The 22935-nt window shown below is 69.2% G+C and carries 15 protein-coding genes and 2 riboswitches; of the genes, 10 read left to right on the top strand and 5 right to left on the bottom strand.

Annotated features, from left to right (window positions below; all coding sequences use genetic code 11):
• Window positions 1–326: 326 nt before the first annotated feature.
• Entirely contained in the window at window positions 327–785 is a 459-nt protein-coding gene (locus ACFVT1_RS15510; protein ID WP_389795419.1) for a hypothetical protein, read from the top strand.
• Between the two features lie 396 nt (window positions 786–1181).
• Here ACFVT1_RS15510 and ACFVT1_RS15505 read toward each other — a convergent pair whose 3' ends face one another.
• Both ACFVT1_RS15505 and ACFVT1_RS15500 read right to left on the bottom strand, forming a co-directional pair.
• Window positions 1182–1304, bottom strand: a complete 123-nt coding sequence (locus ACFVT1_RS15505; RefSeq protein ID WP_389795417.1) for a hypothetical protein — start codon at window positions 1302–1304, stop codon at window positions 1182–1184.
• Between the two features lie 180 nt (window positions 1305–1484).
• On the bottom strand, window positions 1485–2045 hold the full coding sequence (locus tag ACFVT1_RS15500; RefSeq protein ID WP_389795415.1) for a DinB family protein: 561 nt from the start codon (window positions 2043–2045) through the stop codon (window positions 1485–1487).
• Window positions 2046–2920: 875 nt separating this feature from the next.
• Here ACFVT1_RS15500 and ACFVT1_RS15495 point away from each other — a divergent pair.
• Window positions 2921–3850 carry a LysR family transcriptional regulator gene (locus ACFVT1_RS15495; RefSeq protein WP_389795413.1) on the top strand — a complete coding sequence of 310 codons (930 nt, stop codon included), beginning with the start codon at window positions 2921–2923 and terminating at the stop codon, window positions 3848–3850.
• Between the two features lie 747 nt (window positions 3851–4597).
• Here ACFVT1_RS15495 and ACFVT1_RS15490 read toward each other — a convergent pair.
• Both ACFVT1_RS15490 and ACFVT1_RS15485 read right to left on the bottom strand, forming a co-directional pair.
• Window positions 4598–5473: a M4 family metallopeptidase gene (locus tag ACFVT1_RS15490; protein WP_389795412.1), complete on the bottom strand. Its 876-nt coding sequence runs from the start codon at window positions 5471–5473 to the stop codon at window positions 4598–4600.
• Between the two features lie 337 nt (window positions 5474–5810).
• The gene (locus ACFVT1_RS15485; protein ID WP_389795410.1) at window positions 5811–6899 is read right to left on the bottom strand and encodes an NADH:flavin oxidoreductase; all 1089 of its coding nucleotides are present in this window, start codon (window positions 6897–6899) and stop codon (window positions 5811–5813) included.
• Window positions 6900–7290: 391 nt separating this feature from the next.
• On the opposite strand from ACFVT1_RS15485, the gene ACFVT1_RS15480 reads away from it, so the two are divergent.
• The 3 genes from ACFVT1_RS15480 to car all read left to right on the top strand — a co-directional run bounded on the left by ACFVT1_RS15480 (window position 7291) and on the right by car (window position 13298).
• Window positions 7291–8064, top strand: coding sequence for an SDR family oxidoreductase (locus tag ACFVT1_RS15480; RefSeq protein WP_389795408.1), 774 nt, complete (start codon window positions 7291–7293; stop codon window positions 8062–8064).
• Between the two features lie 285 nt (window positions 8065–8349).
• On the top strand, window positions 8350–9546 hold the full coding sequence (locus tag ACFVT1_RS15475; protein ID WP_389795407.1) for a cytochrome P450: 1197 nt from the start codon (window positions 8350–8352) through the stop codon (window positions 9544–9546).
• A 350-nt stretch (window positions 9547–9896) separates the two neighbouring features.
• Window positions 9897–13298, top strand: coding sequence for a carboxylic acid reductase (gene car / locus ACFVT1_RS15470; protein WP_389795405.1), 3402 nt, complete (start codon window positions 9897–9899; stop codon window positions 13296–13298).
• Window positions 13299–13516: 218 nt separating this feature from the next.
• On the opposite strand, the gene ACFVT1_RS15465 is transcribed toward car, so the two are convergent.
• Window positions 13517–14929, bottom strand: coding sequence for a hypothetical protein (locus ACFVT1_RS15465; protein ID WP_389795403.1), 1413 nt, complete (start codon window positions 14927–14929; stop codon window positions 13517–13519).
• Between the two features lie 116 nt (window positions 14930–15045).
• A riboswitch (cobalamin riboswitch) is annotated at window positions 15046–15119 on the bottom strand.
• 87 nt (window positions 15120–15206) lie between these two features.
• Window positions 15207–15351: riboswitch (cobalamin riboswitch) on the top strand.
• A 181-nt stretch (window positions 15352–15532) separates the two neighbouring features.
• On the opposite strand from ACFVT1_RS15465, the gene ACFVT1_RS15460 reads away from it, so the two are divergent.
• The 5 genes from ACFVT1_RS15460 to ACFVT1_RS15440 are packed head-to-tail and all read left to right on the top strand — an operon-like array spanning window position 15533 to window position 22811.
• Window positions 15533–18214: a prenyltransferase/squalene oxidase repeat-containing protein gene (locus tag ACFVT1_RS15460; protein ID WP_389795503.1), complete on the top strand. Its 2682-nt coding sequence runs from the start codon at window positions 15533–15535 to the stop codon at window positions 18212–18214.
• The gene (locus ACFVT1_RS15455; protein ID WP_389795402.1) at window positions 18211–19137 is read left to right on the top strand and encodes a hypothetical protein; all 927 of its coding nucleotides are present in this window, start codon (window positions 18211–18213) and stop codon (window positions 19135–19137) included. Before ACFVT1_RS15460 ends, ACFVT1_RS15455 begins: the two co-directional genes overlap by 4 nt.
• 4 nt (window positions 19138–19141) lie before the next feature.
• Window positions 19142–20320: a CbiQ family ECF transporter T component gene (locus ACFVT1_RS15450; RefSeq protein WP_389795400.1), complete on the top strand. Its 1179-nt coding sequence runs from the start codon at window positions 19142–19144 to the stop codon at window positions 20318–20320.
• Window positions 20317–21990 carry an ABC transporter ATP-binding protein gene (locus ACFVT1_RS15445; RefSeq protein ID WP_389795398.1) on the top strand — a complete coding sequence of 558 codons (1674 nt, stop codon included), beginning with the start codon at window positions 20317–20319 and terminating at the stop codon, window positions 21988–21990. The genes ACFVT1_RS15450 and ACFVT1_RS15445 overlap by 4 nt, the downstream gene beginning before the upstream one ends.
• Window positions 21987–22811, top strand: a complete 825-nt coding sequence (locus ACFVT1_RS15440) for an ECF transporter S component (RefSeq protein WP_389795396.1) — start codon at window positions 21987–21989, stop codon at window positions 22809–22811. The genes ACFVT1_RS15445 and ACFVT1_RS15440 overlap by 4 nt, the downstream gene beginning before the upstream one ends.
• Window positions 22812–22935: the final 124 nt, after the last annotated feature.

Genomic DNA, 22935 nt, shown 5'->3' with positions numbered 1-22935 from the left:
CGGTGGGGCCGCCCGGTGCGGCAGGAGACTTCCCTCCGCGCAGGACGAGAGCGGTGGGTGTGGCTTCGCGCGCACCGGTGCCCCTCCCTCCTCCCCATGGGAATCGCAGGCATGCTCTCTGTCACCGGACTCTGGGAGCATGGTGGCCGTTGTCCTGAAATTGGCCGTAGCATGTCAAGAATCATGGTGATGTGTCTTGTTGTCTCCAGGGCGTCATGCCTCAATGGGGCTGCAGCTTTCCTTGACGGTCCGTCAGGGAAGTGCGTCGTTCCGGCGTGACGTCGTGAACTCACGCGCCGGCAATCCCCCCACGAAGGGCAACCACCATGAGGCATGGCATACGGCGAATCGGTGTCTGCTCCATCCTTGCCGCGGGCACGCTCGCGCTGGCACCCACAGCTGACGCGGTCACCCCCACCACCGCCACCATTTCCTTCGACTGCGGCCTGTACGGCTCGGGCGCCGCGACCCTCACCGCGACCCAGAACGGCACGTCCGCGACCATCAATCTCTCGACGTCAGCCATCACCGCCCCCATCGCGGTCGGGGCGAACTCGGTCAAATCAACACTCACGCTTACTAATAAGGGCGCGGGCACGGTGACGTTCACCGGCAGCTCCAACCCTGCCATTCCCGCCGGCAGTCCTGTGTCCACGGGCCCGCTCAGTGGGACCGTCGCCTCGGGGGACAGCCTTGAGGGCAAGTCCCTCAAGGTCGTGGTCATGGGCATCACCGTGACATGCAACGCGACCTCCGCCCAGACGCCCGGACCGTTCGTGTTCTGAGCCGATCGCCGGGCACCGGCAAAGCGCCGGGCCGGGCCACCGGCGCGGTCGGCCGGTACTCCCGTCCACGGGCGGGGGCACCGGCCGGCCGCTCGCTCTTGATCGGCGCCGACCCGACGGCGTGAACGTGCTGTACCAGGACGGCCGGGAGCGTCGGAGCACATCCCGTGTGCCGGGCGCCTTCGCGCAGTGGCCGTACACGGTTGTCTACAGGGCTCCCCGCGACGGAGGGCGGCTTCGCGCTCATCTCGCGGTCGCAGAGGCGAACCCCGAAGCCGCCGCACCCCGGATTCAGCGGAACGAACACCACTCGGCTGACGTCATCGCACGCAGCACGCAGCACGCAGCACGCAGCACGCAGCACGCAGCACGCAGCACGCAGCACGCAGCAGGTCGTCAGTCGCGCAGGGTGGCGGCGGCCCTGTAGGTGCACAGGACCGGCGCGGTCTCGATACGGGTGAGGGCGTCCAGGGCGACGCGGCGGGTGAGGTAGTGGTGCAGAACGCCGCGTGGCGCCACAGGACGTGGGCGATCAGGTCTGTGTAGCTCCGCAGGAGCGGTCAACCGGTGTCTCGCGAAGCGCAACGGGACTGATCATTCCGGTGGTGGCGGTCACCACCGCCGCCACCAAGAAGTCGCCTGGCCCCCGGGCCCGGCCTCAATCCTTGCGTCACTGCTGTTTCCAGTGGGACGAGTGCGCTATTGACCCACCCGGCCGTCGGTGCATTCGCGCAGCAGATCTGCGTGCCCGCAGTGGCGGGCGTACTCCTCGATCCGGTGAACCCACAACTCCCGGACAGAGTCGCCGTCATGCCCCATCCGCGCACCCAGGTCCGTATGCTCGGCCAGCGCCGCGTCGGTTGCGGCCTGTTCGCGGGCAAGATCGGCGAATGCGCTCTCGACCAGCTCCTGTTCCGCCAGGGCTCCCTCGAAGTCGCCATCGTCCGCTCCGTAGAGCTTCGGTGCAGGGTCTCCCGGCAGGATCCAGTTGCGCCAGTCCCGCTCGACCTCGGCAAGATGGCGGACCAGCCCCAGCAAAGACATCGTCGACGGCGGCACCGACCGGCGCGCGAGTTGCTCCGGATCCAACCCCTCGCACTTCATCCGCAGCGTCAGTCGATAGCCCGTCAGGAAGTCCCGGAGCGTCGCCAACTCGCCGTCAGGGCTGACTCCGTCACTGTTGCGCGGGTCCTCGTCGGGGTCCACCCACATGTCGGGGTAGACGTCGGCCCTGCTCCACCGATCGGGTATGTCGCTCATTACGTTCATGATCCGGAGCAGTGGTCCGACAGGCAACCGAATATCGAGGTGTGCCCGGTGTGCCCGGTGTGCCCCGCGGGGCGACGACCGCCCGGCGGGTTCGGCCGGTCGTCGAGACCTCTGGGGGCTCACGGTTTTTCCGTTCGAAGACGATCCGGATCGTTCCACACAGCCCAGTCCAGCCCACTCCCAATCCCTCGTTCGAACTCTGAGCTGGGCGCCGGGCGGATACAGGACACCCGGCCTGCCGTCGGCCCGGAGCAAGGCTGGCCGGAATGACACCGACGGCGGCCCGGCCGACCACCCAACCGGAACCTGAACGGATTCCGGGTGAAACAACGAGGTTTGTTCCCGGAGTGATGACAACGCTAGTGGTGAGGCCGCCCTGCAAACGGTGTCGGCGCGTGGGAAACGTTCTCCTCGGCGCCCCGTGCCGGCCACCCTGCGGAGCCTCGCCCGTCCTCATCGACGAATCCCTTTGGCCACCTGAAGATTGTCCAAATGGTGGGGCACGTCCCCAAACGCGACCACCCTAAGGTGATGAGGTTCCATTAGCGTGAAGGGCAGGATCAGGAGTGATGCCCGGGACGGGGGTCGGCCGCCGGATATTACCCTTGTGGCCCTGCTGTCACAGAGGGATCGGGGTCCACCATGGAATCGTATTCCCTCGCGAAGAGGCTCGCGTTCTTCCGGCAGTACCAGCCGAGTCGTACTCCGATCGACGCCAAGGACCACGTTCTGGCACGCCCGGTCCTGTACCGACAGGCAGACTGCCTACGGTCCGCCACCGACTTCCGGGTTCCCTCCGACGACCACGCCGATGAACGCGGAAAGCGAATGTTCAGACCCTGGGAAAAGGTCTCCGGACGTGCACGGTGACCGATCGCCTGGGCTTCAGTCTTACGCAATTGCGATACTTTGTTGTATCTGCTGAGCTTGGCAACATATCAGAGGCGGCAGAGAAGCTGTGCGCATCACAGTCAACGGTTTCCGCGGCCGTCATGAGGCTGGAACGGCAACTTGGTGTGCAGCTCCTCCTTCGTCATCATGCCCGTGGAGTCACCCTTACTCCCAGCGGTCGGCACTTGCTGCGAGAGGCGCGCGCGTTGTTGGGGCAGGCCAGAAACCTCAAAGCTCAGGGCGATGCCCTGGCGAGCGATACTGCTGGTCAGCTCGACGTCGGATTCTTTCTTTCAATCGCCCCGTTTCTGGTGCCCTCGGTCTACCGGATGGCTAAAGAGCGGTATGCGACGCTGCAATTGAACGTTCATGAGGCCTCTGCTGATCGACTTTTGGATTTTCTGCAAGACGGTCGATGTGAATTAATTGTGACCTATGACTTCCTGTCAGGCGATTCCAGATTCCACTCCCTCATCGAATTGTCTCCCTACGCCCTATTGGCTGATGGTGACCCGATGGGCGAGGCCGGTCGCATCGGTTTGGATGAGTTGGCCGCTCGACCGCTTGTCACCTTGAACATCCCGACCGTCCTCCGCCATTTCGAGGCGATTTTTGCGGACGCCGGCGTCCCGATGCCTCAAGTGGTCACGACAACGAGTCTTGAGACAATGCGTGGTCTTGTGGCTGCTGGTTCCGGGTTCGCTTTGATGTATCAACGCGCTTCGAATGTGATGACTTTGGATGGAGGGAGGGTTCGAGCAGTCGAGATTTCCGGAGATGCTCCTTCTGTTTCTCTCGGTGTGGCCATGATGCCCGATCTCACCATGAGCAGCCGCGGCAAGGCTTTCCTGGAAGTGCTCAGGTCGGCAGTTTTGATCAGCCGTGAAGTGAGTTCTGTTGCGTGACCCGAGCAGTGCCCGATCCGCGCACCTCACAGGGTGACGTCGCAGCGACGGCCCCCGTGTGGCCGGGCCCCGGCGTACGGCTCCCCGCAGGCCGGCTCCGATCGGCCTGCGGCCCTCAGCGCCGCCGCGCCGGCCGGTCCGGCCGCAGGACGCCGCTCCGGCAGGGGTGGATCCGAAGCGGCGTGGGCGGATGTCTGTCCTAGTCAGCGGTGAATGCCCCCGGCCGACCTGTCGATGATGGTCGCCCGTCCGGCTGAAGGCGGCCATCCCGCACTGGGGAGCTTGGCGAGCGGGGGGCTGGCGTCCCTTCGGCATCGCGCGGACGGCGGCCCAGTCGATCCGGGGCGAACGCAGCACCCGGTCGATGTCGGCCTGCCGGTACAGCCGGACGACGACGCCCTTGTGCCAGGTGGAGACGGTGGTCTCCGAGTGGGTCAGCAGGCCCGCGCGCAGGAGGTGGTCGAAATCGGCGGGGCGCAGCCCGAGGGCGGATGTCGCGTCGTCCCGGGCGGGCGCAGGTGCGGCCGGCGGCGGAGGTCCGGGCGACCTTGCGGCGGTCGGTGAAGCGCTCCAGGGGCAGCCCGCAGTAGAGGGTGTGCCCCTTTGTACTCCCCGTTCCCTGTCGAGTTCAGCGTGTTGAAGTCCCGCCTCGATCGGCTGTCTTCGCTGGACAGCGTGATGGCCTCGCCCCCCTGGGGGCGAGGCCATCGGTGGGCCCTGCCAGACGATCTGTTGGTGAGGAAGGGGTCAGCGCACGCCGACGGACTTCCAGGCGTTGTTGACGGCGTCCAGTTCCTTCCCGGTGCCGTAGAGGTCTTCGGCGATGATCGCGGTCAGTTTGGCGAAGTCGGCGAAGGTGGCATCGGCGGAGAGCTTGCCGCCGGTCGCGGCGTCGTACCAGATCCGGCCGGCCTTCTCCCAGGCGTTGCCGTCGATGGCGGTGGCGGTGAGGTGGAAAGCGCGGTTGGGGATACCCGAGTTGACGTGCACCCCGCCGTTGTCCTGCTGGGTCTCGAAGTAGCCGCCCATGTGGGCCGGCTGGGGGTCTTTGCCCAGCCGGGGGGCATCGTAGGCCGTACCGGGTGAGGCCAGCGAGCGCAGGGCCTTGGCCTTGAGGCCCGGGGCGAGCATCCCGGCGCCGAGGAGCCAGTCGGCCCGGTCGGCGCTCTGGCCGAGCGAGTACTGCTTGACGAGGGAGGCGAAGACGTCACAGATGGACTCGGAGAGCGCCCCCGACTGACCGAAGTACATGAGCTGCGGGTTCGGGATCTGCCTGATCACCCCGGCCGCGACGACGTCGAGCAGGTCGCGTGGGCGCAGCTGGATGATCTCGCCGTCGCCGTCGCCGAGAACCAGCCGCCCGTCCTCCCAGAACACGTTCGCGAACTTCTCGCCGTAGTGAACGGTTGCCCGAAGTGGGCCGCCCTCGCCGTCGAGGGAGTTCCTGCCGTACGCGGTGAGGAAGAAGTCGAAGGTGGTGCCGAGCGCATCGTAGACGCTGTTGACCAAGTCATCCTTGCCCGCAGCCTCGCCCTCGGAGCGCACCAGGGTGCCTGGGAGGCTCTCTTTGTTCCTTGCGTCGGAGATCTCACGGCGGGGCACGGGAGTGTCTTCTGCATCCATGCAATCCAGTGTGGGCATCGGCCACCCCCGGCTGTCGCGCTTTCAGTAGTTCCGAGCCGTGTCCTGAGTATTCGTGATAAACGACGTAGACCTCCAGGGTTCCTTGCCGGGGCCGGTGACCCAGACCTGAGGATCGGATATCCCGGTTGGACTCCCGCAGCCTGTTCTCGCTGGGGCAGGTCTTCCCAACCCGTCAGCAACCGGCTCCCAGCCCCCCTTCGCAGGCCCTCCGGCTGTATCCGCGCTTCTCCCGTCCTGTCAGCCGCCGCTCCGGATCCGCAACGACGGCCGTCCCTGCCCGCGTACTGAGGGGCAGGGGCAGCCGTCGAGGCAGCTGTCAGGCAAGGGTCTTGAGCACGGCCGGGTCGTAGGGGACGGTCTGGGCCAGATCGCCGCGCAACGCCTTTGCCGCCCAGTCCGGGTTGGCCAGCAGCGTCCTGCCCACTGCGACGAGGTCGAACTCGTTGCGCTCCAGGCGGGCCACCAGCTCGTCGATGCCGGTCAGGCCGGCCCGTTGGGTGAAGCCCTGGGCGAAGTCGCCGACGCCGTACTGCTGGTCCAGGCCGACTGAGCCGACCGTCACCGTGGCCCTGCCGCTGAGCTTGCGCACCCAGCCGGCCAGATTGAGCTCGCTGCCGTCGAATTCGGGCAGCCAGTAGCGGCGGGTGGAGGCATGGAACGCGTCGACACCGGCGTCGGCCAGCGGCGTCAGCATCTGCGCGAGTTCGTCCGGGGTCTCCGCGATGCGGGCCTCGTACCTGTTGACCTTCCACTGGGAGAGCCGGAAGAAGACCGGGAATCCCGGACCGACGACCGCGCGGACGGCCTGCACGATCTCGGCGCCGAATCGGGCGCGGGAGGCCGGGGCGCCGCCGTAGCGGTCGGTACGCCGGTTGGTGCCGCTCCACAGGAAGTCGTCGATCAGGTAGCCGTGCGCGCCGTGCAACTCGATGCCGTCGAACCCGAGTTGCTCGGCGGCCACGGCGGCCTCCGCGAAGGCGGCCACCGTGTCGTCGATGTCCTGCTGGGTCATGGCTCTCCCGGTCGGGGTGCCGTCCAGCCCGAGCCCGGACGGGCCTTCGGCGGGCGGCTCGGTCCCGGTGCGCGCGACCCCGGTGTGCCACAGCTGTGGAATGATCTTGCCGCCGGCCTCGTGCACCCGCCGCACCACGTGGGCCCAGCCGGCGAGGGACCGCTCGCCGTAGAAGTGGGGCACGCCGTCGTACGCGCCGGCAGCCGCGCGGTTGACGTAGGTGCCCTCGGTGATGATCAGCCCGACCTGGTTGGCCGCCCGGCGGGCGTAGTACTCCGCCACGTCCTGGCCCGGCACGCCGCCGGGGGATTTCATCCTGGTCATCGGGGCCATCACGATCCGGTTGGGCACCATGAGATCGCCCACGATGAACGGCTCGTCCAGGCTCGCCATTGTTCCTCCCGAGTTGTCGGCACTCCTTGCACGGACGTTTCGCGTACGCCTGTTTCCACAGCCTGACAAAGCGCTTCCAGGCTGTGCGGAAACTGCTGCGACCGCACATCGATATCGCACGATTATCAGCCGTGCTGATCGCAACGTCCAGTTGGCAATGATGGCGTACAAGTGTCGTCGGAACGTTGGATCGCACGATGCGATCCAGTACATCGGAATAATCATCTTGACCGTATCAATGAGATCATTGATAGTGGTTCCAGCGATTCCGCTGCACTGTGATCGGCTGGGATGAAACTCTCGTTTTGAATCACAACTGGAGAATGTATTTCCATGACCGATCTGTGTTGTGGGCAGGGTTGTTGAGACAGCAAAGGGGGTGGAATCCAGGGTGAGTCAGAATCGCTTTACTGCAAAGATCCCCAACGAGCTGGAAGGCAAGCGGGCCGTGGTCACCGGCGGCAGTCGCGGTATTGGCGCCGCGATTGTGCAGAACTTGCTCGACGCCGGCGCTACCGTTGTCACTTCTGCCCGTAGCTCGACCGAGCACACTCCGTCCGCGGCCAAGTTCGTGAGAGCGGACCTCAGTACGCCTGACGGTGTGCGCAAGTTCGCTGATGCCGCGCTGGACAATCTCGGCGGAGTGGACATTGTCGTCAACAATGCGGGTGGATGCCGAGCTTTTCAGAGTGCGCTGGACATCGAGAACGACTGGCAGTACACAGTGGACATCAACTTCCTCGCCGCCGTCCGGGTCAATTCCGTACTTGTGCCGTCCATGCGCGCGAGTGGCGGCGGAGTTGTTGTGCACGTCTCGTCCATTGCCACGATTTCGTCCTACCCGATGATTCTGCACTATGCCGCCGCCAAGGCCGCACTCGAGACATACAGCAAGGGACTCGCGGCCGAGTTGGCGCCGCAGGGTATCCGCGTCGTCGCTGTCTCTCTCGGGAATGTGATGACACCGGGGGCGGACGAGGCGCGCGAGAAGATCGTTGATTATCTCGGCAGCGATTCGGAAGAATGGGCCGACGAAATTCCACTCGGGCGCCTCGGCCAGTCACAGGACATCGCCGAGGCGGTCGGTTTTCTGGTCTCCCCACGCGCCGCGTGGATCACGGGCAGCACTCTCGTCATCGACGGCGGGCGGAGCGCATCCCTGTGACCTGCGGCATGGCGGGCGCCCGCTCGCGTGGACGCCACACCGACGCCTTCCGTCGACCCTCGACCAGATTCGGCACGTGTCCGCCTCGTCGGTCATTCACCGGGCGGAGTGGGTCACACATGTCCCGGGCAGCGTCCGCACAGACGCCGACGACAGCGACACCGGGCCCGGCAGGACCGTTGTCGGCGACAACACATCCGCGAACAGTGCAGATCACGAACCTTTGTGGGACCAGTAACCGAGCGTTCATGGGTATCCGCTGCCAGGACTGGAAGGACTGACACGATGACCGCGACAGGGGAAGGGGTCCGGGCCTATCCGTTTGGCCCGGTCGACCGGCTCAACGTGGACCCGAGGCTGGCCGAGATCTGCGGCGAACAGCCGGTGCTGCGCGTGAGCCTGCCCTACGGTGGCGACGCCTGGCTGGTCACACGGCACGCGGACGTCAAGACCGTGCTGGCCGATCCCCGGTTCAGCCGTGCCGCCGCCGTGGGCGAGGACGTGCCCCGCACGGTCGCTGTCGGACTGCCCAGCACCTCCATGCTGAGCATGGATCCGCCGGAGCACAGCCGACTGCGGCGCCGGGTCGCCAACTCGTTCACCCTGCGCCGGGTTGAAGCGCTGCGCCCGCGCGTTCAGCAGATGGTGGACGGCCTGCTCGACACCATGATTGCCGCAGGACCGTCCGCCGACCTGACCAAGGCGCTGACCTGGCCGCTGCCCATCACGGTGATCTGCGAACTGCTCGGTGTGCCCGTTGCCGACCGCGACCGGTTCAACGTCTGGGTGGACGGCTTGCTGATGCTGTCCGATCCGGACCAGGCCGCGCAGGCCCGCGGACACCTCAACGACTACCTCGCCGGTCTGGTCGCACTTCGCCGCACCGCACCCACCGACGACCTGCTCGGCGAACTGGTCGCCGTACAGGACGAGGAGGACCGGCTCGGCGAGGAGGAACTGGTCAGCCTCGGGGTCAGCCTGCTGTCCGCCGGCCAGGAGGCCACCGCCAACCAGCTCGGCAACTTCGTCTACACGCTGCTGACCAATCCCGATCTCTGGCAGGAACTCGTCGCCGACCCCGGTCTGGTACCCGATGCGGTCGAGGAACTCTCCCGGATCATCCCGATCAGCGCCTCCGCCGGCTTCACCCGTATCGCCACCGAAGATGTGGAACTGGGCGGGCAGACCGTTCGCGCCGGTGACGCGGTGGTCGCCGAATTGGGCATGGCCAACCGGGATCCCGAGGTGTTCGACCACCCCGAGGAGATCGACTTCCACCGCGGGTACATTCCGCACGTCACCTTCGGGCACGGCGTGCACCACTGCCTCGGTGCGCAACTGGCCAGGCTGGAGTTGCGAATCGTGCTCGAGTCCCTGATTCGCCGCCTGCCCGGTCTGCGCCTGGCCGTACCGGCCGACCAGATGTCCTGGCGGACCGACCGCCTCATCCGCGGGGTGGACGCGCTGCCGGTCAGCTGGTGAGGTCCTCGCCGGCCCGAATCCTCGCCCGAGGACGGCGTTGGCCGCGCACCCTGCCCTGGATCCACCACGACGTCACCCACCCCCTACCCCTGCGCCTCGGCGATTGAGAGGTCCGCGCGCACGGTCACCGCCGGGGGCGTACCGTCCGCGACGGCCCACGTCTGTCTCCTGGGGCCGTCCACATCGCCGGGCGCGTCCCCATCACATCGCCGTGAGCAGGGACATGCGGACTCCACGCTTGGCCGAAAGACGCAATCAAGTGCTCGGTGACGACCACCTGCACGAAGCGCAGACATCGCCGACATCATCGGCATCGCCGAGATCACTGGGACGCTACCGGAGGGCTGGTCATGGCCGAACCACTGGAGTCGATCACCGCGGCGGTGAATGATCCGGACAAGGGACTTGCCGAGGTCATGGCGGCCGTCATGGAGGGCTACGGGGACCGGCCGGCGCTCGGCGAACGCGCCAAGGAACCGTCGACGGCGCGTCTGCTCCCGAGGTTCGACACCATCAGCTACCGCGAGTTGTGGGCACGCATCCGCGCGGTCGCCGGCACGTGGTACCACGACCCGCAGTATCCGCTGAGCGCGGGCGATCGGATCTGCATCCTGGGCTTCACCAGCACCGACTACGCGACTCTCGACCTCGCGTGCATCCACTCGGGCGTCGTGTCCGTGCCTCTGCAATCCAGCGCGCCGCTGTCCCAACTGATGCCGATCATCGCGGAGACGGAGCCGCGTGTCCTCGCCGCGAGCATCGAACGCCTGGACACCGCTGTCGAAGCCGTGGTCGAGGGACCGTCGATCCAGCGCGTGATCGTGTTCGACTACCGGCCCGAGGTCGCGGCGCAGCGCGAGGCGTTCGAGTCCGCCCGGCGGCGCCTGGCCGAAGCAGGCAGTCCGGTGGTCGTCGGCCCGCTGGCCGAGGTGATCGAACGCGGGACCGACCTGCCGCCCGCTCCTCTGTTCACCGCCGAAGCGGGCGAGGACCCGTTGTCCCTGCTCATCTACACGTCCGGCAGCACCGGGACCCCCAAGGGGGCCATGTACACCCAGCGGCTGGTCGGCACCGCGTGGTACGGATTCAGCTACGGGGCGGCGGAGGGGCCCCCGACCGGCATCCTCTACATGCCGCAGAGCCACCTCGCCGGCCGCTACTCGCTGATGGGCTCGCTCGTCCGGGGCGGTGTCGGCTACTTCACCGCCAAGAGCGACCTGTCCACGCTGCTCGACGACATCACGCTGATCCGCCCCACCGAGCTGACCATGGTTCCGCGCCTGTGCGACATGCTCTTCCAGCGGTACCAGAGCGAACTGGACCGCCGGGCCGGAGAGCCGGGCGACGTCGAGACGGCGGTCAAGACGGACCTGCGGGAGAACTTTCTGGGCGGGCGCGTCGCCAAGGCCTTCTGCGGGACCGCGCCGCTCTCCGCCGAGGTGGCGGCCTTCGTCGAGTCCTGCCTGAATCTCCACCTGTACACCGGCTACGGGTCCACCGAAGCCGGCGGGGTGCTGCTCGACACGGTGGTGCAGCGCCCGCCGGTGATCGACTACAAGCTGGCCGACGCCCCGGAACTGGGCTATTTCCGGACCGACTTGCCGTATCCGCGCGGGGAACTGCTGCTCAAGACGGACACCATCATTCCCGGGTACTACAAGCGGCCCGAGGTCACCGCCGAGATCTTCGACGAGGACGGTTACTACCGGACCGGCGACATCATGGCCGAGGTCGGACCCGACCGGTTGGTCTACGTCGACCGCACCAAGGACACCCTGAAACTGTCCCAGGGCGAGTTCGTGGCCGTCTCCCGCCTGGAGACCGTCTTCGTCGGCAGCCCCCTCGTCCGGCAGATCTTCGTGCACGGCAACAGCGAGCGTGCCCATCTGCTCGCGGTGGTGGTGCCGGCCCCGGACGTGCTGGCCAGATGCGGCGAGGACGTCGAGTCGCTCAAGCCGCTGCTCAGCGAGTCGCTCCAGCAGATCGCCAAGGAAGCCGAGCTCAACTCGTACGAGATCCCGCGTGACTTCCTGATCGAGGCGGAACCTTTCAGCCCCGAGAACGGCCTGCTCTCCGAGAGCCACAAACTGCTCCGTCCCAGGCTCAAGGAACGCTACGGCGAAGCGCTTGAACAGAGGTACACGGAACTCGCCGACGGGCAGGTCGAGCGGTTGCGCGAGCTGCGGCAGGCCGGGCCGGACCAGCCGGTCCTGGAAACGGTCGGCCGGGCCGCCCAGGCATTGCTGGGCTGCCCGGACACCGACCTGAGCGCCGAGGCGCACTTCACCGACCTGGGTGGGGATTCGCTCTCCGCGCTGTCCTTCTCCCACCTCATGAAGGAGATCTTCCGCATCGATGTTCCGGTCGGGGTGGTCATCAGCCCGGCCAACGACCTGGCACAGGTGGCGAGGTACATCGAGGCGGAACGCGCGTCCGGGGCGAAGCGGCCCACGTTCGCCTCCGTACACGGCGAGAACAGCTCCGAGGTCCGCGCCAGTGACCTCACCCTGGAGAAGTTCGTCGACGCGCCGACGCTCGCCGCCGCCGCGACGCTGCCCCGCCCCGACGGTGCCGTGCGGGCCGTCCTGCTGACCGGGGCCAACGGCTACCTCGGCCGGTTCCTGTGCCTGGAATGGCTGGAGCGGCTGGCACCCTCGGGCGGCAGGCTGATCTGCGTCGTACGCGGAAGCGACGCAGCCGTAGCGGCGAAACGGCTTGAGGACGCCTTCGACAGCGGCGACGCCGAACTGCTCCTTCGGTACCGGGAACTGGCCGAAGGGACCCTGGAAGTGCTCCCGGGCGACATCGGCGAGCCGCACCTGGGCCTGGACGAGGACACGTGGCACAGGCTGGCCGACACCGTGGACCTGATCGTCCACCCGGCCGCCCTGGTCAACCACGTGCTGCCCTACAGCCAGTTGTTCGGACCCAACGTCGTCGGCACGGCCGAACTGATCCGGCTGGCGCTCACCACGCGGATGAAGCCCGTCACCTATGTGTCCACCGTCGCCGTGCAGGTCGGAGGCGCGGCTGCGGCTCTCGACGAGGACGCCGACATCCGCGCCACCAGCCCGGTGCGGTACATCGATCAGAGCTACGCCCATGGGTACGCGACCAGCAAGTGGGCCGGCGAGGTTCTCCTCCGGGAGGCACACGACCTGTGCGGTCTGCCGGTCGCCACCTTCCGGTCGGACATGATCCTCGCGCACAGCAGGTACCAGGGGCAGTTGAATGTGCCCGACGTGTTCACCCGTCTGCTGCTCAGCCTGGTCGCCACCGGCATCGCGCCGGGCTCGTTCTATCGGACCGGCGCACGCGCGCACTACGACGGACTGCCGGTCGACTTCACCGCCGGGGCCATCACCTCGCTGGGCGCGCAGGCCACCGAGGGCCACCGGACCTTCAACGTGCTGAACCCGCACGACGACGGCATCTCGCTGGACACCTTCGTCGACTGGCTCACCGAGGCCGGCCACCCGATCCGGCGGATCGACGACTACGGCGCATGGCTCGCCCGCATCACGGCCGCGGCCCGCGCCCTGCCGGAGAAGCAGCGCCGGCACTCACTGCTGCCCCTGCTGCACGCCTTCGCGCAACCCGAGGAAGGTGTCCCTGGTTCGGCGTTTCCCGCCGAGCGGTTCCACGCCGCCGTGCAAGCCGCGGAGGCCGGCCCCGGCAAGGACATCCCCCATCTGTCGGCAGCCCTCATTCGCAAGTACGTCACCGACCTGCGCCGGCTCGATCTGCTCTGAGGGTCCGAGGACAGACCTCACTGCCTCGGGCCGCCGACCGCGTGCGTGAGTGTGTCCGGCCAGTTGTCCGGCCGGACGGCGTTCGGCCACGATGCCGGTCGCGGCGGGAGCGGGGGTGCGGCGCGCGTGCTCCCGGCGCCGGGCGGTGCCCTGGTGCGGACCGGTCGTTCGGCGGGGACCGGTCCGCAGCGCGAGGGGAGCCCGGCGCCGGACGCGGGTCAGGCCCCCCAGCGCAGTGCGATGGTGTCACCCGCGTTGACGGCCGTGCCCCGGGTGGCACTGGTGAACGCGGAGCCGTCGGTGCTGACCTTCCAGGTGTTGGAGCCGCTGTTGGCCTTGCCGTTGAGCGCCGTGATGCCGCCTGTTCCGGACGGCGGCATCACCGCGGTCACGCAGCCGGACGGGGTGGCGGCGCTCGTGGCGGCGTCGAGTACGGATCCCAGCGTGGTCGTGGTCCCGGTCGGGGTGACGGAGACGGAGCACACCTTCACGTTTCCGGCACCGTCGTCCACGGTGAGAGCCAGCCGTGCGGCCGTGCCGGCGGTGAAGGTGGTCTGGGCCACCCACTGGGGTGCGCCGCTGGTGACCGGTAGCGGGGGAGTGGCGGTGAAGCCGCCACCCGCGACGGCGCGCAGCCCGTCGACGGATGCGTAGGCGGAGGGCGTGGTGTCGCTCGGCAGGTACTTGAAGCCGCCGCCCGGGTTGAATTGCTGGGCTATGAGGAAGTCGACGGGGGTCTTGCCGGCGGAAGTGAGGAAGTCCCCGGTCTGCGGGTTGATGCCGCAGGCGTTCAGCCCGGACACGGCCCAGCCGTTGGAGTCGGTGTTGACACCGAACATGGCATTGAACGCACCGGTGCCGGTCACCAACTTGCCCTTGAGGAACGCCTTGGCCCGGGTGATTCCCGAGTCGGTGCTCGGGACGCCGGAGACGCACAGCGCGGCCATCGCGGCACCGGTCATGTCGATGTCGCTCGTGGCGCCGAGCTGCCCCGGGTCGCCCTCGGCCTTGCTGAAGTTCCAGCCGCCGTCGTTGTGCTGGTTGGCCCGGATGCGGGTGACCAGGGAGTCCCGCAGGGCCTGCGGTATGCGCTGCGCCCCTGCCTGCGTCTTGGCCCCGCCGAGGGCCAGCGCGGCGAAGACGGTGCCGTTGAAATTGGCGGACGGGCCGAAGTAGCCGGGCTCGGCGTTCTGCCAGTGGCTGTAGATGTCGGCGACCAGATTGCGGGAAGCCGAGACACGGGCCGGATCGATGCCGGCGGCGTAGGCGTTGAGCGCGGCACGCTCGTAGTCGGTGACCACCGGCGTCGCGGACGGCCAGCCGGCCGTGGACAGGAGGCTGCGGTAGACGGTTCTCGCGTTCTTCGTTGTATCCCCGCCCGGTGTGACGTCCACCGCGGCCGTGCCCGCGGCGGCGAGTGCGCTGAACGCCCACTCGTTCGACAGCCCGGAGCCGGCGTACGAACCATCGGCGGCCTGCAGGGACTTGAGGTACGCGACACCGTTGGTCTTCGATGTCGTGATCTGCGCGGGCGATGCGGTGGCGGCCGCGGGCAGCACAGTCAGGCAGAACGCGCCGATGGTGGCGGACGCGGTGAACGCCAGGGGGCGGAAGGACGTAAGGCGGGACATGGCCTGCTCCTGAGAGTGAGGGGCGCCGACCGGACCCGTGTCCTCACCGTGCGGAGGCAGCAGGCAGGGCCGCCGCCCGAACGCGTGGACCGGCTTCCTGTAATGCACCGCCGCATGGGCATTCGGGCTTGGCACGACTCCGTCGTGCCATACCGCTGCGCGTCAGCCCCGGATTCTCACCGGATTCCCCCACGTGGCAGCCCAGGACGCTACCCGAGGCTCACAACTCCCGCCAGACGCGGGGCAGGCCGAACCTCTCCGTCTCATGGCCGTACCTTGACGGCCTCTGCCACTCCGTGCTCAAATCCGCCTGATATGCACTGAGTTCCAGGGGAAGCCGGTCGAAACCCGGCGCTGACCCGCAACCGTAGGCCCGGTTCCTGCCGGGCGAGCCGGAATGCCTGGAGCGTGGTTTTCAGCGAGAAACGCCGTCGCGGACTACGGCGTGGTCGACCAGCCCTGTCGCGCGGCACGCCATGCGGTGGAGGCCCTTCAGCCACGTTTCCGTTCGTGCGGACACCGGACGAGGGGGCCGTGGTGGGGACCGAGAGACGAAAAGGCGGACAGGGCGCGGCCGCAGGCCCCCTGGCACTGCTGGCGGCGATGGGTCTCATGTTCGCTGCCTGCGTGACGTTCATCACCGTCACCCCGGCTGCGGCCGATGCCCTCGACGACTGCACCGCCACCAAGGGCGCCGTCGTCGCCGTCGACTTCGGGCCCTTCGGCGGGAAGGTCGAGCGCGGCTGCGACACCACCCCGACCACCGGCTACGAACTCCTCCACAAGGGTGGCTTCACCACCACGGGCACCCAGCACGACGGGCCGGCCTTCATCTGCCGCATCGGTTTCGGCGCCGGTGCCCAGCAGCCGACCGAGGACAAGGAGTCCTGCGTCCTCACCCCGCCCGCCACCGCCTACTGGTCCTACTGGACCGCCTCGCCCGGCCAGGACACATGGACCTACAGCCAGTACGGCGCCATGGACCGCAAGCCCAAGAACGGCGACGTGGACGCCTGGGTGTTCGGCGGCACCGACGTCGGCGGCACCACCGGCAAGCCGGCCTTCACCCCCGACGAGGTCCGTGCCGGGGGCGGCAGCACCACACCCGACCCCGGCGGCACACCCACCGTCCCTCCCGGCTCGGTCGACGTACCGGCCGCCGCTCGGTGGCTCAGAAGTGCCCTGAAGGACGGCGAACGCATCGTCGACGACGGCGCCGACACCAACTACCTCCTGACCACCGAAACCGCCTACGCGCTGGGCGCCGCGGACGGCAGGAGCGCGACTCTCGACAAGGTCACCGCCTTTCTCGCCGCGCACACCGACGGATATGCCTACCCGGCGGGCAAGGACCGGGCCCCCGACGCGACCGCCGCCGCGCGCCTCGCGCTGCTCGCCGAGATTACCGAGGGCGACCCGCACCACTTCGGGGGACACGACCTGATCGGCGACCTGACCAGGAACGTCTGCGCCGCCGGTCCCGAGTCCGGCAGTCCGACCCCCGGCTGCACCGCCAGGGGCGACTTCCGCAACGCCACGTACACCGACGGCCAGGCGCTGTCCGTGCTGGCGCTTCTGCGGGCCGGCGTCGAACCCCCGGCCGCCGCCGTGGACCGGCTGACCCAGGTGCAGTGCGACGGCGGCGGGATCACAAGCATCCTCATCCGCCCCGGGGAGTACTGCGACGGTGACCCCGCGACCACGGGCGTCGTGACCCTCGCCCTGCACCGGGCGGGCGGCCACGAGGCAGCCGTGACCAGGGCACGGGCGTACCTGAAGAAGGCCCAGCGCGAGGACGGTTCGTTCCCCGGCTACACCGGTGCCACAACGGGCAGCGTCACGGCCACCGCCTACGCGGCACAGGCGCTGCGCGCAGTCGGGGACACCGCACAGGCGGACGCGGGTGTCTCGTGGCTGTCGCGCCGGCAACTGGACGGCGGCGGCTTCGGCTTCGAAGAGGGGGCCACCGAACCGGCCCCGTATCCGACGGCCCCGGCCGTCCTCGCGGGAGCGGGCACCGACCTCGCGCACCTGACGGCGAAGAAGGCGGACCCGACCGGCCCACCGACGACCGAGCCGCCCACCACGCACCCCACCACACCGGCAGGAGAGGGCCCCGACCTCAAGAAGGGTGTCTCCTACCTCACCCGGCCGTCCCATCTCCAGCAGGGCCGGTACTACGCCGCCGGTCCCGGCTCGACCCGCGCGGACTTCGGCCTCACCATCGACGGTGCCTACGCGCTTGCCGCCACCGGCCTCGCCCAAGCCGAACTGCGCGGCATCGTCGACTTCCTCGACAGCAACGGCAGGGACGGCGAGGGCCGGACCGTGCACGACTGGACCGGCGCGGGTACGAAGTACGCCGCCGGAGGCTCCCTCGGGAAGACCGCACTGCTGGCGGAGGCGGTGGGTCGCGACCCGCGGAACTTCGGCGGGAAGGACATGATCGCCGCCCTCGGCCAGGCCGTGTGCAAGGCGCCGAGCAAGGCGCCTGACCGCAGCTGCGCCGCCCAGGGGGCCTACACCTACGCCCCTTCCGTCTTCGCCCAGTCCCTGGCGATCACGGCTCAGCTGCGCGCCGGGGAGAAGACGGCGGCGCAGGAGCCGATCGCCTACCTGGAGAGCCTGCAACACGGCAACGGCGCCTGGCCCAGCCTGATCCCCTCCACCGACGACTCCGACGTCGACTCCACCGCCATCGCCGCCATGGCCCTGGACCTGGCCGGCGGCGACAGGGCCGAGAAGGCCGTCAGCAAGGCGATCGCCTGGATCGCCGGCAAGCAGCTTCCCGGCGGCGGGTTCCCCGGCGCGGCGGGCAACTCCGTCAACTCCGCCGCCCTCGCGATCCAGGGACTGTCGCTCGACGCGCGGAAGTACGCTGCCGAGATCGCCGAGGCACGGAAGTTCCTCGCCTCCCAGCAGAACGACGACGGGGGCTTCAACGTCGCGAAGGAAGGCCAGCGCGGCTCCGACCTGCGCGCGTCCACCCAGGCCGTCGGCGGGTCCACCGGCATCTCGTTCGGCGTCCTGCAACGCAGCCTGACCGGTACCACGCCCCGGCCCGCGCCCGGTGCGAGTTCCTCCACACCCGCCATCGTCACCCCTGGCGACACCGCGGGCGGCACGGGCGGCACCGTCGGCACCGGGGGCTCCGGCGGGGGAGCGCTCGCCTCCACCGGCGCGCAGGCCGGCGTGATCGCGGCGAGCGCAGCGGCGCTCATCGCTGCCGGCCGGGGCACGGTCGTCGCCGCCCGCCGCCGCAGGGCCACCGGGGAGCAGCGGTGACTGTTCCCCTGAGGCACCGGGCCGCACACGCCGCGGCCGCACTCGGACTGGCCGTCGCGGCCCTGACAGCGACGGCGCCCACCGCTGCGGCCGATCCGCAGCCCATGGGCCGGTGCACCACCACGTCGGGGGTCGTCCTCGCCGTCGACTTCAGCCACTGGGGCGGCCCCGTCTACCGTTCCTGCGGCACCACACCCACCACCGGGTACGAACTGCTCAACCAGGGCGGCTGGGGCACCACCGGCACCGGACACGACGGCCCGGCGTTCATCTGCCGTATCGGCTACAGCGGTTACCAGAGCGGCAAGCAGTACCCGACACCGCAGCAGGACGACTGCGTCCTGACCCCGCCCGCCTCCGCCTACTGGTCCTACTGGCACGCCGCCCCGGGTACGAACACGTGGGAGTACAGCCAACTCGGCGCCATGCTCTACAAGCCGAAGCCCGGCAGCGTCGACCTGTGGATCTTCGGCGGCACCGACATCGAGGGCACCGAGGGCCGCCCCCGGGTCACCCCCGACCAACTGCGCGCCCACAACACCGAGCCGAGCGGCGGCGCGGGCAGGCCCGCAGCGACGGACCGCGCCCCCGCGCTGCCGCCGGGCACGGACACCGGTCCGGCCCCGGCGGAGAAGAAGCCCGAGCCGTCCAAGTCCCCGTCTGCTTCCGCTTCCGCGAAGCCGTCTACGGGCCCGTCGCCCAGCCCGTCGCACCCCGGGCCCTCCAGCCCGTCGGCCGACGGCACCGGCCGGGAATCGGCAGCGGCGTCCGGCGCCGGTGCCAAGGTCGTCGACGCCGCCCCGGCGGCCGACGCGCAGCACGACGCGGGATCGCTGACGCCCGTGGTGGCGGGCGGTGCGCTGGTCGTGGTGGTCGGCGGGGCGGCCGTGTTCGCGGCCAGACGCCGACGCCGTACGGAGTAGGGCCGTGCCGCGTACCCCTCCTGAGACGGCTCCCGCCCGCGGCCGCGCCCCGGACGCGGGCGGCCGCCGGCTGCCCAGAATCCTGCATCCGGTCGCCTGGTGGATCTGGGCCCTCGCCCTGGCCACGGCCGTCAGCCGCACCAACAACCCATTGCTGCTGTTCCTCGTGCTCGCCGTCCTCGGCTACGTCGTCACCGCACGCCGTACCGAAGCCCCCTGGGCCCGAGGATTCAAGTACTACCTCTACCTCGCCCTCACCGTCGTCACGGTCCGCGTCCTCTTCCGGACCGTCTTCGCCACCGGCATCACCCGCCACGACCACTTCCTCTTCTCCCTCCCGCACATCCCCACCCCCGACTGGTATGCGGGCATCCAGCTCGGCGGACCCGTATCGCTGGAAGCCCTGCTCTCGGCCGCCACCGACGGACTGCGGCTGGCCTGCATGCTGTGCTGCATCGGAGCCGCCAACACACTCGCCAACCCCAAACGAGCCCTACGCGTCCTGCCCGGCGCACTCCACGAACTCGGCGTCGCCGTCACCGTCGCCATCAGCGTCGCCCCCCAACTCGTGCAGAGCGTGCAGCGCGTGGCCAGGGCACGCCGACTGCGCGCCGGACGCAGCAAGGGCCTGAAGGCACTGCGCGGCATCGTCGTACCCGTCCTGGAGGACGCGCTCGAACGCTCCTTGCGCCTGGCCGCCGGCATGGACTCGCGCGGCTACGGACGGGCCGGCACCGCCACCCGCCGCTCCCGCCGGACGACCGGGGCCCTGATGCTGCTCGGCATGTGCGGCCTGTGCGCCGGGGCCTACGGCCTCCTCGACGCCACCGCACCGACTTTCCTCGGACTGCCCGCCACGGCGGTCGGCGCACTGCTGTGCGTCGCGGGACTGCGCCTGGGAGGACGCCGGGTCACCCGCACCACCTACCGGCCCGATCCCTGGCGCGTGCCCGAGTGGACCGTCGCCGGGGCAGGGGTCCTCTCGGCGATCCTGCTGTTCAGCAACATCGGCTACGACGCCGCGGAGCTCAATCCTTCGATCCACCCGCTCAGTTGGCCCTCCCTGCCGCTCGTCCCGACCCTCGCGATCCTGCTCGCCGGAACCGCAGGATTCCTCGCTCCGCCACCGGTCCCGCAGCATGTCGTACCCGCGCAGCGCACCCAGAGAGCCGAGACCACGTGATCATCTTCGACCAGGTCACCGTCCAGTACGACGACACGGCCCAGCCTGCCCTGCGCGAGGTCGACCTCACGGTCGAGGAGGGCGAACTCTGCCTGGTCGTCGGGCACACCGGCGTCGGCAAATCCACCCTCCTGGGCACCGTCAACGGGCTGGTCCCGCACTTCACCGGCGGCACCCTCTTCGGCCGTGTCACCGTCGACGGACGAGACACCGCGGATCACCCGCCCCGCGAGCTCGCGGACGTGGTCGGCGTGGTCGGACAGGACCCGCTCGACGGATTCGTCACCGACACCGTCGAAGAGGAACTGGCGTACGCGATGGAACAGTTGGCCATCGCCCCGCACGTCATGCGCAAGCGGGTCGAGGAGACGCTGGACCTTCTGGGCCTCGCTGATCTGCGCCATCGCGCGCTGCACGAACTCTCCGGCGGACAGCAGCAACGCGTCGCCATCGGATCGGTCCTCACCGCCCACCCCCGCGTCCTGGTCCTCGACGAACCCACCTCGGCACTCGACCCCAGCGCGGCAGAGGAGGTCCTCGCGGCTGTCACCCGCCTCGTCCACGACCTCGGGGTCACCGTACTCATGGCAGAGCACCGCCTGGAGCGAGTCGTCCAGTACGCCGACCGCGTCGTCCACCTCCCCGGCGACGGCCGCGTGGTCCACGGCACACCGGCCGAGATTTTCCGTACGTCAACCATCGCGCCACCGATCGTGGACCTCGGCCGGGCCGCCGGATGGTCCCCGCTTCCCCTGTCGATCCGCGACGCCCGCCGCGCCGCGGCACCCCTGCGCACCCGCCTGGCCGCACATCGGCCCGTGTCCGGCCGGCCCCGGCCGGCAGGCGGCCGGCCGACGCTGCTGAAGGCGCGGGACGTCACCGTCAGCCACCGCGGCTTCCCCGCCGTCCGGGAGATCGGCCTCGAACTGCGCGGTGGCGAAATCACCGCGCTGATGGGCCGCAACGGATCAGGGAAGTCCTCCCTCCTCTGGGCACTCCAGGGCTCAGGCCCACGCACGTCGGGAACCGTACGGGTCACCACCGGGCCGGAAGGACGGGCGTCGGGGGATCCCCACGCGATGCCACCGGCCGAAGCACGCCGGTCCATCGGACTCGTCCCGCAGACACCCGCCGACCTCCTCTACCTGGAAAGCGTCGAACAGGAACTCGCCCAGGCCGACAAGGAGTCGGCCCTCGCCGGACCGGAGAACGAAGACGCACGGTCGATCCTCGACCGGCTCGCACCCGGCATCGACGGCACCACCCACCCCCGCGACCTGTCCGAGGGCCAGAAACTGGCACTGGTCCTGGCGATCCAGCTGTCCGCCGCACCGAGCGTGCTCCTCCTCGACGAACCGACCCGCGGCCTCGACTACCGGGCGAAGACGGAACTCATCGGCATCGTGGACAGCCTCGCCGCCGAGGGGCGGGCCGTCGTCATCGCCACACACGACGTCGAGTTCGTCGCCCGCGCCGCCGACCGGGTCGTCGTCATGGCCGAAGGAGACATCGTCGCCGACGGCCCCACCACCGACGTCATCGTCGCCTCACCCGTCTTCGCGCCCCAGACCGCCAAGATCCTGGCCCCACTGCCGTTCCTCACCGTCGACCAGGTCACCTCGGCCCTCGCCGAGACCACCGCGCACACCGGAAGCGAGGCCGGCACGTGACCACCCGCACCGCGTCCGCCATTCGCCTGACTCCACGCGCAGGCGTGGTCATCGCCCTGGCCGCGTTCGTCGGACTGGTCGCGTTCTTCTGGCCGTTCGTCGTTGCCCCGGGAAAACTCGGCTCCAGCTACGCACCACCCCTGATCTTCGGCGTGCTGCTCGTCCTCGTCCTGTGCGTGGTGCTCTCCGAGATCGCCGAGGGCGGCATCAACTCCAAAGCACTCGCCATGCTCGGCGTCCTGTCCGCCGTCAACGCGGCCCTGCGCCCCCTCGGCGCGGGAACCGCAGGCATCGAAACCGTCTTCTTCGTCCTCGTCCTGGCCGGCCGCGTCTACGGGCCCGGCTTCGGATTCACCCTCGGCTGCACCTCACTCTTCACCTCCGCCCTCATCACCGGTGGCGTCGGACCCTGGATGCCCTACCAGATGTTCGGCTGCGCCTTCGTCGGCATGCTCGCCGGCTTCCTCCCCCCTGCGACCGGCCGACGGGAAGTGCTTCTGCTCGCCGTGTACGGATCCGTCTCGGGCTACCTCTTCGGATTCCTGCTCAACCTCTCCTTCTGGCCCTTCTCCCTCGATCCGGGCAGCTCCCTCGCCTACCTCCCCGGGCTGCCCTTCACCGAACAGTGGCACCGCTACGTCGCCTTCGACCTCGCCACCTCCCTCGGCTGGGACACCGGCCGTGCCGTCACCAACTTCGTCTGCATCACGCTCGCCGGGCCGGCGGTGCTCACCACCTTCCGCAGAGCCGCGCGACGCGCCCGCTTCCGGGCACCGGTCCGGTTCCGCTCGCCGGATGCAACGGACGCCGGCAAGGTCTGAACGCCACCGCCCGGACGGCTTGGTGACGCACTGCCGGAGGCCGGCGGTCTCGCCGGCGACGTGCTGGACGCGCACGGGTGGTCCCGCCCGGCCGGGCCGGGTCCGGCACCGAGCGTATTTCTAC

This window comes from Streptomyces sp. NPDC057963 (genome assembly GCF_042887155.1).
Taxonomy (GTDB): domain Bacteria; phylum Actinomycetota; class Actinomycetes; order Streptomycetales; family Streptomycetaceae; genus Streptomyces.
The sequence above is the reverse complement of the archived record's forward strand: the minus strand, read 5'-3'. Positions and strand labels throughout refer to the sequence as shown.